At 58.2% G+C, this 11341-nt stretch carries 10 protein-coding genes and 2 pseudogenes; 9 read left to right on the plus strand and 3 right to left on the minus strand.

Going from position 1 to position 11341, the window contains the following annotated elements; translation table 11 throughout:
• Positions 1–34 precede the first annotated feature (34 nt).
• From YY7_RS0141755 to YY7_RS0141760, 3 genes and pseudogenes are all read left to right on the plus strand, one after another.
• Positions 35–607, plus strand: a complete 573-nt coding sequence (locus tag YY7_RS0141755) for a DsbA family protein (protein WP_080664084.1) — start codon at positions 35–37, stop codon at positions 605–607.
• A gap of 29 nt (positions 608–636) precedes the next feature.
• A pseudogene (locus YY7_RS59210) lies at positions 637–1303 on the plus strand (L,D-transpeptidase); the annotation flags it as partial.
• A 271-nt stretch (positions 1304–1574) separates the two neighbouring features.
• On the plus strand, positions 1575–2210 hold the full coding sequence (locus tag YY7_RS0141760) for an NrsF family protein (RefSeq protein ID WP_028168346.1): 636 nt from the start codon (positions 1575–1577) through the stop codon (positions 2208–2210).
• 317 nt (positions 2211–2527) lie between these two features.
• Here the strand turns inward: YY7_RS0141760 and YY7_RS0141765 are convergent, their stop codons facing one another.
• Complete coding sequence (locus YY7_RS0141765) at positions 2528–4087, minus strand: porin (RefSeq protein ID WP_051397209.1); 1560 nt, start codon at positions 4085–4087, stop codon at positions 2528–2530.
• Positions 4088–5398: 1311 nt separating this feature from the next.
• On the opposite strand from YY7_RS0141765, the gene YY7_RS54610 reads away from it, so the two are divergent.
• Together YY7_RS54610 and YY7_RS62285 are read left to right on the plus strand one after the other, a co-directional pair.
• Positions 5399–5941, plus strand: coding sequence for a sigma-70 family RNA polymerase sigma factor (locus YY7_RS54610; protein WP_245287603.1), 543 nt, complete (start codon positions 5399–5401; stop codon positions 5939–5941).
• A gap of 1041 nt (positions 5942–6982) precedes the next feature.
• Positions 6983–7222, plus strand: a complete 240-nt coding sequence (locus tag YY7_RS62285; protein WP_196237413.1) for a hypothetical protein — start codon at positions 6983–6985, stop codon at positions 7220–7222.
• On the opposite strand, the gene YY7_RS65330 is transcribed toward YY7_RS62285, so the two are convergent.
• Positions 7107–7460: a hypothetical protein gene (locus YY7_RS65330; RefSeq protein ID WP_080664082.1), complete on the minus strand. Its 354-nt coding sequence runs from the start codon at positions 7458–7460 to the stop codon at positions 7107–7109. The two genes, YY7_RS62285 and YY7_RS65330, sit on opposite strands and share 116 nt — an antisense overlap.
• On the opposite strand from YY7_RS65330, the gene YY7_RS65335 reads away from it, so the two are divergent.
• On the plus strand, positions 7377–7568 hold the full coding sequence (locus YY7_RS65335) for a hypothetical protein (RefSeq protein WP_028168350.1): 192 nt from the start codon (positions 7377–7379) through the stop codon (positions 7566–7568). The genes YY7_RS65330 and YY7_RS65335 overlap by 84 nt on opposite strands.
• A gap of 1002 nt (positions 7569–8570) precedes the next feature.
• Positions 8571–8804, plus strand: a complete 234-nt coding sequence (locus YY7_RS0141800; RefSeq protein ID WP_028168351.1) for a hypothetical protein — start codon at positions 8571–8573, stop codon at positions 8802–8804.
• Between the two features lie 79 nt (positions 8805–8883).
• Here the strand turns inward: YY7_RS0141800 and YY7_RS63940 are convergent.
• Positions 8884–8997: pseudogene (locus YY7_RS63940) on the minus strand (alpha/beta hydrolase); the annotation flags it as partial.
• 779 nt (positions 8998–9776) lie between these two features.
• On the opposite strand from YY7_RS63940, the gene YY7_RS62700 reads away from it, so the two are divergent.
• Positions 9777–10496 (plus strand): integrase core domain-containing protein, encoded by a 720-nt coding sequence (locus YY7_RS62700; RefSeq protein ID WP_245287604.1) that lies wholly within the window; start codon positions 9777–9779, stop codon positions 10494–10496.
• A 266-nt stretch (positions 10497–10762) separates the two neighbouring features.
• The coding region (locus YY7_RS0141810; protein WP_028168352.1) for a porin at positions 10763–11341 on the plus strand (579 nt) is incomplete at its 3' end.

Consider the following 11341-nt stretch of genomic DNA (forward strand, 5'->3'; position numbering starts at 1 on the left):
GCGACTGGGCGCTCTCTCAGCCGCCGTTCTCATCATGCCAAGCGTGGCGTTCGCGGATGACAATGAGATCACGCGCGACATGATCCTGAACGACCCGGAAGCGCCGACTGGTGGGAATCCGAACGGCGACCTCACCATCGTGGACTTTTTCGACTACAATTGCCCATATTGCAAGGCGGCAGCAAAGAGCCTCGAGAAGGTCGTCAAGAACGATGGCAATATCCGATTAGTCTATAAGGATTGGCCGATCCTCCACCCGACGTCCATCATTGGGGCGCGCTTGGCTCTAGCGGCGAAATATCAGGGCAAATACCTGCCGGTCCACCACGCCCTGATGGACATCCCGGGATATGGCGTTGCCCAGGAGAAAATGATTGAGGCAACGCACAACGCCGGCATCGACGCGGCCCAGCTTGACTTGGATATGACAGCACACGCCGATGGCATAGCTCGTCTGATTAAGCGAAACCTGAATATTGCGGAGGCGATCGGTTTGCAGGGAACGCCGGGCTTTTTGGTGGGCACTTTCAAAGTCAACCAAGCCCTCAACGAGCAGGGCTTTGTACAGGTCGTGGCCGATGCGCGCGCGCGTCAGAAGGCCAAGTAACTTCGCCGTTCGTCTGGGGCCCCGAATTCATGCTGAGTTGCTACTTTGGCCGCTGTCTGCGGCTTATCCTGTCTGCCTGTGCATTGGCGACTGTTCTCGTTGGCTGCTCTGTGACTGGAGGACGGGTCGCCACGGCATCTCTTGCTCCTGCGGCATCGAACACCATGGCTCACTACGCGGCGCTCTAATCGGAGAAATTTCCCGTCGATGCGATCGATACATCGCAGATCAATCGGCGATTCCTTAAGCAGACCGTTACTTATCGCTCAGCACACCCAGCCGGCACCATCGTCGTTGATCCGCATGATCGCTTCCTCTATCTCGTTCAAAAGGACGAGCCACGCTATCCGTTACGGCGTCGGCGTTGGTCGCGAGGGGCTTGCATTCGCTGGCACAGGAACGGTGCGAAAGAAGCAAGAATGGCCGCATTGGACTCCCACCAGCACCATGATAGCTCGCGAGCCAAAGCGCTATGCGAAATGGGCGCGTGGCATGGACGGTGGTATCGGCAATCCACTCGGCGCCCAAGCGCTGTACCTGTTCAAGGACGGGAAGGACACGCGTTATCGCATTCACGGAACCACGGAGCCTGACAGTATCGGCAAAGCTGTATCGTCTGGGTGCATCCGCATGATGAACCAGGACGTCATCGATCTCTATTCCCGGGTGCCGCTCGGAACAAAGGTCGTTGTCCTACCAACCCATCGGTATAATACGCCGGCCCGTCGGCTACGAAATCCTGTTGCTGTATCTCGGCGGCTGGCGGTCCCTAACCTCGAGTGGAATCGGCGGCTTCCGAATTGGTTCCCTTCGCGATCGCGAAACCCAACACGAGTATCACCTAGTATCGCGTCCTTGTAACAAAAGGCTTGAACGAAACGAAAAACAAAGAGAAGCGGAGGGCTTCACACGAGCAGACGCAAGACGACGTGACGCGCTCACTAGAGAACTAGCGGAATATCCTGCGATGACAACGGAAGAGCTGATAAGAGGCCTGGTGGCAGATCGCCACGTCGAGCCTCGGGTCGATCGGCATCTGAACGTATCGTTGCTATCGGGTACGCTTCTGGTCACCTTGATATGCTTCTCGGCGATTGGATTTCGTCAGGATATCGTCTCCGCCCTGGGAACGGTCCGCTTTCTGTTCAAATTTGCTGTTGTTGTGCCTCTGGCCGTTTTCGCAGTTGGTGCGACTCTTCGAAGGGCCACGCCTGGGTCCGACTTCGGATGGTGGGGAAGATTGCTCCCGGTCCCGGCAATCATTCTTGCTTTCGGGGTGCTCGCGGAATTGATGGCCGTTCCTGCCTCTCAATGGATGGTTAGGCTGATTGGGTCGAATTCGCTCAATTGCATGACCATCATTCCGCTGCTTGGCGCAGGACCACTTGTGATGATCATCGTTGCCTTGAGGCAAGGGGCGCCGACCAATGCCGGACTTAGCGGTGCTCTAGCCGGATTGGCTGCAAGTGGTATCGCCGCGACCTTCTATGCAACGAATTGCTTCGACGACAGCCACCTCTTTGTTGTCACCTGGTATCCCCTTGCGGGCACCATACTCGTCATCTCCGGATATTTGAGCGGGCGCCGATATCTTCGATGGTAGATATTTGACCTGCCGCTATTTCGAATAGCAGTACAGCGAATCCGAATAACGAGCTGGCTCGATGGGTCGGTGCGAAGCGGATCGCATCAATGTGGCGCTTCGCCTTCTTTCGAGTCACGAAGGGCACGCGATCACACTCGTGACGTCTCTATTGATTAGGGTCTCATAGGACCCCTCACGGATCTCCTTGCTGGCATCACTCTGACTGCCAGGTTGCGAGCGCCGCGTCGGCATTTGATCAGTTGTTAAAGCCGCAGAATCGATCGCTCTACGATTGTCTTGGCGGATTTCTCTTTGATTGCTCGGCAATTTTGTTCTCAAAATTGGAAACGCAAGCCGACTGTAGGATCGATCGCGGACCTGTGCAGGAAGCCGCTTGCGAGACCGTTCGACACTTGTGCCCACATGATGCCTGCATAAGCGTCGAAGCGCTTCGCAAATCTGTAATCGGCGAGGAAGGAAATCGCATCCAGTTGTCCGCTGCACTGCGACAGGCTCGCATCGGTGCAATGACCCGCATTCAAGGTAGCGGGGGTCCCGCCCTGATAACTGTTCTGCTCTTCGTGATAGTACCCGACGCTCAGGTCGAGGTAAGGTCTAACCGCATATCTTGCGCCCGTCCAAAATACTTGGAGGATCCTATCGGTCGTGAAGGAGGTGTTATTGGCGCTGGCAAGCGTGTAGCCACCCAGGATGGTCTGGCCCGCAAACAAGGGGTTACTCGGGTTGGCGAATTGGATATGCTCATAGCCGCCGTAAAGCTTCACAGGCCCGATGGCATACTTGGCGAGAAGCATAACGCTGGTGTTGTCGGAGATCGTTCCCGCAACAAATCCGCTTCCCGGATCCGTAAGGGTTGTCGGGATTATTGTGCCCACAGATAACGGCGCTACTGAGATAGCGTCCTGAACGTAGCTGAAGATCGCATCAAACGACGGGCCGGCATAGTCCCCTCCGATTTGACCCTCAAAAGCATTGCCTGTGGCGCCACCGAAACCAGATCTAACTTGGGTTTCCGCAGCCGCGCGGAAGGGACCTACACTCACTAGATATTTGAAGGAATTGTCGTATATCCGATTCTCGGTGTCTCCCGCGCCACCGGTGGCTCCCTGGAAGCCGATCACGGAAAACGCGCCCGAATTGTACATGGGGTCATAGTTGAAGACACCGTCCGACGTTAGCGCGCTCTGTCGGCCATAAGTCAGGATTCCGTACTCGGATTTTAGACCGCCATAGGCCGCTATATTGAATGGCTGACCAGCTTTTGAAGAGTCTCCAAATGTTGTCTGCTCACTGAGCGGCAATCCGTTGTTCTGTGCAACGGACCCGGGTCCGTCGGAAAGCCTGCCCGACCAGGGATTAAATCCTGTTTGAAAATTGAATACCCCGGACAGCCCCTCAGTCAGTTCGACGTCTCCCTTGAGACCTATGAATGACGAGCTAAGCGCGTTCCCGGTAACACCAAGGTATTGACCGTTGCTGTTCCTGGAGATCAGGTAATTCACCCCTGCCCCGTAGGTGCTGCTCAATGGTTGAGCGTGGTCCAGGTAACTTAGGCTGAGATCCACGGCACCATATAGCGTAATGCCGTTCCAGGTCAGGCTATCGTTGGACGGTGACGCTTTCTTGCTTACTGCCTTGTAGGCAGTCTGACCGGCTGTTATCGAATCGACCGGCCGCTCTGCGCCGGCAGACTGCTTTGCCTGTCGCGCCTCAAGTTCGCGCTGTCGCTTTTCGAGATTGGTGAGTCGCTTGATCAGCGCCAGATTTTGCTCGCGCAGCTGTTGAGATTGAGCTTGAATGTCGAAGAGTTCGTCAGCGTGGCTCGCGGTTGTTAAGGCGAAAATGGACGCCGCCGAAATAAGAGTCATCTTCATGACATCTCCTCACAAGAACTGCGCGACGATCCGCTCGCTGAAACAAAGGCGTCGGCGGGGATCTCAAGGACAAAGAGTCATCTTCGCGGCTAGAAATTCCCAACCGTGGAAAGAAACCTTCGTTCGGTTTCACCCGCGACAGCAGGACGAAAACCTCTTCGCCATCACTGCTCGTAAGCGACAACGTCGTTGCGGTCGGCACTCCGCCGGCGGAATACCGCAGGGCGTGCTGTACCCAACCTTCTCATCAATTTGAGCGGGCAGGCGGACCTGCATCGAGCCGGCTGTTGCGGCAGGCATACGAAGGCAAGCGCCGCGGCCAACAACCTAAAGGTATCGGCGCCGAGGGAATAACGTCAATCACATCGGAGTCTTGCTACTGAAAGGTTACACCCGCAAGTACAAGGTACGTCGATCGAGCAATGACCAAAGGATCGCAGCACTCACCTGACAGGCGCAACTGGGATATGCTCGCAGAAGAGGCCTTGGAGCTGGCCCGCCTGATACCCCCAGGTCAAAAACGAAATGAGGCGCTCAAACTAGCAAGCCTATTTCGATGCACTGCCGACGCAATGGAGTCAGCTTCTGCCAAGCGAAGTAGACCGCCGAAGTAGCGTGACGACTGTGTTTCCTGATGATCGAGGGCGATCAGCGCCAACGCGTGAGCCACGCGTTCAAAAAGTAAGCGCGCTTCATGGGATCGCTGAAGACGAAGATGGAATCAGAAGTCACAAGCGCGATCCGGCACAATGGTTCTGCCAGGAAATCTAGACATCAACGCTTCGTGAAGATGAACTTCATGGTCTTAAGGCTGGCTTAAGGCGTGAAGTCATTCTGGCCTCGTAACGAACCCTGATCCGGGGTTCGGCTTGGGGAGGCGTCACCTGTGAAGAAGCGATCTACTTCGACCGCCGCGATTTCGTGCATCGCAACGACTGTACATGCCGAGAGTTGTCGGACCTCAGCGATCAGCCGCGCGGCTCCACCTACATAACAATGCGTTGGCATATGGCCGACAGGCGGATGATGTCGCTACCTGTGATGCGCCAGCCCAACGCGGCGGCGTTATCGGCGATGGACCTCCAGGACGCCACGGATCATGGGGCGAACCGAAGATCACTTACGATCCGTCCCATCATGGTCTCGCGCTATCGCCTCTAGTGCAGGACCTGTCTAGCCGCTGATCAATATCGGTCATCGACACCGCTGGTGTCGGGCTACTTATCGTGCAGCGTAACTTTGACGCGACACATCGCTCGATGAAAATCGAGACGGAAATATCGGTGTTGAATAGTTCGATGGGGTGTCGAGGTGAGCAACAACACACAGGAACGCTTCCAGCGGGACATCATGCTTCAGCGCGACGCCGCGCAAAGCTTGGCACGCTTTCTCAGCGGTGACGCCGACGTAGCGAAGGACATCGTTCAGGAGGCGTTTCTTCAAGCTTATCGCGGCTTTGAAGGCTATCAGGGCGGCGATCCCCGCGCCTGGATCTTTGCGATCGTGCGCAACTGCCATCGCAACTGGTTGAAACGGCGGCGACGCAAAATGCGATTGGAGGTTGAGAGCACCAGCAGCTCGTTGCCAGACGAGGATCCGATTGAAAATGTGGCGTCAGATGCCGATACGCCGGAAATGACGCTGTTGCGCCAGGCGGAATCGATGGCGGTGCAACTCGTGCTCAGCAACATGCCTCGTCCAATGCGAGAAGTGCTGGTGCTGCGCGAGCTCGAAGGATTGTCCTACCGCCGGATCGCCGACGTTACGGCGCTGCCGATTGGCACGGTGATGTCACGCTTGGCGCGGGCACGCGCGCAGTTCCAAGCAGCGTGGCGCCAACAGTTGGAGAAGTGAGAGTGACACGGATGCTTGCGCGGTAGACGGCATGCGATCTCCGACGGAAATCCCCTTGAGACCCCGTCCTCCCGGCGGACGGGGTCTCTCCGGATCGCCGCCAGAGCATTGCCCGACGCCGCCGGCTCATTGGTTCGGGACCGAGCGAGGGCAAAACGGCATTTGGATGTCTTCAGCAAGGATCACACCCTACAGCGGGACGGAGCGCCCGCGTTTTGCCGGCGGGGCTTACTTGGGCAGTGCAGCCGAGAAGTGATAAGCCGCTAACGAGGAGGCCTCATGTTCTGCGGTGCGCCGCGCATGGCGGCGATGATCGACTCGGCGGCGGTATTCCGCGAGAGAGGAAGCTTCGGCGTTCGCCGTTTCACCACCCGATCGATGTCTCGCATTCAAGGAGAGTCCCGTTGAAAGCCTGTCGAGAGCGCTTACGCTCTCGCTTTCATCTCGCCGGGGCTTTCCAAGGGATAGCGTCGCAAGGTCAAGTGCCCTACAAATTGGCGGGTAGCAGATCGGGGCCTGAGTTGCGGGCATGCGAGTTGTTCGAGGAGAGGGCAGGTCGACGCTGCTTTGCATGGAGAAGTCAGGCACATTCCCAAAGTTGCGGCAGATCGCCCCAGGGCGAGTAACTTGCACCTCGACGAGGTGATCAAGTGGCAGAAGGCCTGGAGGAGAAGGCTGCCTGAGGAGCGGCATAATGAGCAGTGAGCAGACACCATGAAGACGACGCCGACCATCGCCAGCTTCGTGCTGGCGATTTCATTTCATTTTCAGCTCTTGTCTCGAGCCCCTATTGCCGCACAACAGCTGATGGCAAGGGCAGGATTGCAAGGAATGGAACCTGCGCATTCGGGTATTTCTCGTCTGGTTATTGCTGTGAGGCGCTCGATCGGGACACGCCGCGAGCCTTCTCAAAGATCGGGGGCAGAAGCCTGTGAGCGCCGGACCACCATACTTCTGCATTCAGGGTCTGATCTCAGGCCCTTAAGTTCCACTTAAGGCCACTCCGCAATCGTTGCTCGACGCAAACGAAGGAGTGTCCAAATGTCTCGTCTTTCAGTTTTCGCCGCGGCAGCTGCTTTGTCGGTATTGGCAGCAACCCCGGTGGTCTTTGCCAAGGAGCATCACCCCGCCCGCAAAGCGAGGCAGTACATCAGCATCGATCGTCTCAGCCAAGGCGGGCCCTACGCAGAGCCTCGGCCGCCGGTCCACTACGATGACACGCCAAGCTACAATGACCCTTCGAAGTTTGGCGGCGGCGAGGCGTTGCCGGTGACACACTGAGAGCTCGAGATGTCAGTAACGCGCGATCCCGGATGCGATCGGCTAACTCGCACACAACCACGCGCCACTTACGCAATCGACGCGCAGACTCGACCTGTTGGCGGGCCGAGTAGACGCAGCGCCATCGTCTTAGGTTCTGCACAATGGCGGCGAAGTGGAACTCGTCGCGGGCGCCGGTGAGACCGCGAAGGCGCATCCGTTCGAAGGCATGCTGGACCGTCAAGTGTGCAAACCGCATCTCCACCTTTTTGCGCGCATTGCTCGAATCCTTATTGATGTCGCGAGCGATCTTCTTGAACTGAGCGCGCGTGCATCGATGCTTGAGCGTGCAAGCGCGGCACTCTAGAGGTTGTGCCTACCCCCGCGGTCTCCGTGATCGTGCTGATGTGCACGACCCGGTTTGATGAGCGGGCATGGGAAACGGGGCGCTGGCCATAGGCCCCAAGCTACCGCGCCCATCCTCGACTCTACCGAAGCGGCGTTAGGCTCCAAATTGCGCGCCCGCCGCGGTACCGGCGAGACATGAGAGGAAATCGGCTTTGACCGTCCGCGCATGATGTTCGGTGACGTCGTGCACGAGCCTATCCCGATTTGAAGTACCCAATGACTGAGGATAGGCGGCGCGATCGCGCTTTGGCGTCCGACGACCGCGTCATCCAACCCGCGCCCATCGGCAGGCACATGATGGTTGGTCGCGAGATCGTGTCATCGCCTACGCCGAGGCGGGCGCGCCTCTTCAGGCTGGCTTAAGCCATGGTGGCCTCCATCGACCACCAGAAACTGTGGCGTGGCGCGTTCGATGAAGGCTTTCTGCCACACATGACCGAAGCCTCGTCTCGCGCGACGGCTTAACGTCATGGAGAGACGACACGATGATTTCACTCAAAACCATCGCGGCAACCGCACTGTTTTCAGCCCTTACGGCAACCACGGTGTTCGCTCAGGCCGCCATTCAGGAGCCGGGCGCGTTCGCGTTCTACTATCCCTATCTTGACGTGTTGAACGGAGGCGCGCCAACCCCTGCCGCCAGGTTGATTTTAGAGGGGCCCGCCGCCCTGCAGGCCTATGCGGCAAGGGAGAGCGGCATAGGACCCCGCCAGTGGCAGCGCTACCGGTCCCATCACACCGGCCGGCATCACCACGTCCTTCATAGCCAAGGCTACGCCGTTACGGGCTGGGTCCACGCAGCGCCTCGACCCGCCGGTTCACTACGACCGAACCCCTCACCATGACAATCCGTCCAAGTTTGGCGGCGGCACGGCGTTGCCGGCGACGCCCTGAGGTTTCGAGATGGCAGCACGGCGCCCGAATCATGTCTCCCGCAAGTTTCAAGCAGAGGAATTGATCTATGAAAGTTCGTGCACCCGAGACGCGCGGAAAATTCTTGCCCGTGATCGCCGCCGCCAGTGTCGCGGTGCTGGCGACCGCGGCACTGTTTCTGCTCGAATTCACCCCACCCCGCGATGCCCGCGCCACCGACCCTGGCATGATCACCTCCGCCGCCGCCAGCCGCGCCGGCGCAACAGTGCTGCCGACCGATCCCAACACGGTCGGCCGCGTGCGTGGAGAGGACGCGCCTTGATCCGATCGCGAGATACCACCCCAGCGTCGTCCCGGCTCAGCGCTCGCTTGACGAGGACGACGAAGCGAGATCTACGTTCCTTCTCTAGCAGCGCCTTGAAATCGGCCCGCGCACGTTGCGCCTCGGCACGCGCGGTGTCGGCGGCATCGCCGAGGCCGAACTAGCCGTGAATTAGACCTTCGCCGGAATGGTGCGCGCCTGACGGTGGCGGGAAAATATGCGCACCGAGCTCGTATCGATCGATGTTGATTACGGTATCGCCGGCGGTGCGCAATGGTACACATCTACGTTTCCCTTTTGCTGAGCGCTCCTTTCGCGAGACCGACGAAAGCGCAGAAGAAATCCAGGACATAACAGCTTGAATCCGCGCTAGTTGTCGGATCCGAGGATGTACAATCAGCCAGACTTCACGGGTGAGGACGGTTCCATACTCCGGTACCGTGTGGAGTTCTTTGAAACGGTTTTGCATGAAAGTGGGAAGCAATGAAAGCTATTGCGAACGGCATACAAGATAACCTCGCCGTCGTTAACGAGCAAAGGTATCGGGTTGGCCCCACGATTCTGGGAGGCGATCCATTGACCTGAGGAACATTTGTGTGAGCGTCCTCGAACGTGAGCCAGGGAAGATCTTCAAAGTTCGTCCCGGCAAGATGGAAAGTTGAGTATTCAATTTCACCAACTCGCTGACAGAGCATCCCGTCGTCTTTGGAAGGTCGCGCAAAGCGCACCTGTGTGTGGAGTGTTCGGACTCCTGTGTTTCGTCGTGGTGGTCTTGGCCTCACCATTCAAGTCGAAGATCCGGCTTGAGGCTGAGAATGCCGTTCTTCGACATCAGTTGAATGTCTTGAGGCGCAGGCTCCATGGTCGCGTGAGGCTTACGAACAATGATCGCTGGTTCTTGATGTGGCTGTACCGCTGGGTTCCGTCTATCCTGCAGGTCCTCACGATCATCCAGCCCGAGACGCTCGTGCATTGGCACAGGGCCGGTTTTCGCTGCTACTGGCGCTGGAAGTCGCGCCGGTGGGAGGGCGGCCGCAGATCGACGCGGAGCTGCGCGCGCTGATCCGGCTAATGAGCATCGAGAACCCGCTATGGGGCGCGCCACGCATCCACGGCGAATTGCTCACGCTTGGGTTTCAGGTCGCGCAGTCGAGCCTCGCCAAATACATGGTCAAGCGACGCGGGCCATCCAGCCGGGAATGGCGGACGTTCTTGCGCAACCACGCGCCAAACATTGCCGCCATGGACCTGTTCGTCGTTCCAACGATCGGTTTCCAGTTGCTCTATGCTCTCGTCATCGTCCGGCTCGACCGCAGATCCCTCGTCTGGATCAACGTCACAGCAAATCCGACGGCCGAATGGGTTGCACGTCAAATCACGGAGGCATTTCCCCGGGATGAGGCTCGGCGCTACCTCATCCGGGATCGCGACCGGATCTATGGCAGCGTCGTCACGCGCCGATTGCGGGCCTTGGGCATCCGGGACAAGCCGACTCCATCAGCTTCGCCATGGCAGAACGGCTACGCGGAACGGCTGATCGGATCAATCCGGCGAGAATGCGTCGACCACGTCATTGTCCTCGGCGAGGCGCAGCTACGCCGAATTCTGCGATCCTATGGCCGCTACTACAACGACATTAGAACGCATCGTCATTGGATAAGGATGCGCCGGCCTCGCGTCCAGTTCAACTAATAGGAAACATCAAATCACACGTGATTTTTGGCGGGCTTCACCATCACTATGTCCGGGTATAGCGGGTTTTCAGTACACACAGGCTTCCAGGGCAGCTCTCACCAGCATGCGCTCCGAAGCAGCGCTCGCATGCGTTGCGAAAAAGATACACTGCGACATGAACCCGCTTGCGGCACGTCGCCGCGCATTGTGCGACATGCCTTCTGCGCTAAAACTGTGGGGGGCGTTCGATTTCCGACGTACAGGTTTCACGGCGGAGGCCGGTAATGGCGACAACCCAAATCCTGATCCTCGGTCCGGCGGCGAGCCTTTTGCTCGCAACCAGCGGAGCCGTGGGCGCTGACCTTCCTGTCAAAGCGAAGCCGATCGAATATGTGAAGGTCTGTTCGCAGTATGGCGCTGGCTTCTGGTTCATCCCGGGCACCGACACCTGCATCAAGATCGGTGGCTATCTCCGCGTCGACACCACATTCAATGGCGGCATACAGGGCACGCCTCCCTGGAACGGCGACGCAGGCCAACACAACCGCTACTTCGACAACTTCGCCGCCCGCGCCCGTATGCTATTGTCATTCGATACCCGCACGTCGACCGAATATGGCACGGTCCGTACCTTCGGCCAGGGCCGGTTTACGTTCAGCACGCTTGGTAACAACACCTTCAACCCGAACTCGATCAACGGCTCGCTGCCGGTCGCAAACTCGCAGCTGCTCGACACTCCCGGAGGCGGCTTCGTTTCCATCCAGTACCTCTTTCTCCAGTTCGCAGGCTTCACCTTCGGTCAGTCGGCGTCTGCCTACGCCTCGCCTTGGCAGGGCTACCCCGGCAACATCACGGACTTCCTG

This window comes from Bradyrhizobium elkanii WSM2783 (assembly GCF_000472865.1).
Lineage (GTDB): Bacteria > Pseudomonadota > Alphaproteobacteria > Rhizobiales > Xanthobacteraceae > Bradyrhizobium > Bradyrhizobium elkanii_A.

Bases quoted from the DNA above. Each gene is read 5' to 3' on its own strand.
- YY7_RS0141755 (WP_080664084.1), top strand. From the start codon at position 35: ATGCCAAGCGTGGCGTTCGCGGATGACAATGAGATCACGCGCGACATG.
- YY7_RS0141760 (WP_028168346.1), top strand. From the start codon at position 1,575: ATGACAACGGAAGAGCTGATAAGAGGCCTGGTGGCAGATCGCCACGTC.
- YY7_RS0141765 (WP_051397209.1), bottom strand. From the start codon at position 4,087: ATGAAGATGACTCTTATTTCGGCGGCGTCCATTTTCGCCTTAACAACC.
- YY7_RS62285 (WP_196237413.1), top strand. From the start codon at position 6,983: ATGTCTCGTCTTTCAGTTTTCGCCGCGGCAGCTGCTTTGTCGGTATTG.
- YY7_RS65330 (WP_080664082.1), bottom strand. From the start codon at position 7,460: ATGCGGTTTGCACACTTGACGGTCCAGCATGCCTTCGAACGGATGCGC.
- YY7_RS0141800 (WP_028168351.1), top strand. From the start codon at position 8,571: ATGAAAGTTCGTGCACCCGAGACGCGCGGAAAATTCTTGCCCGTGATC.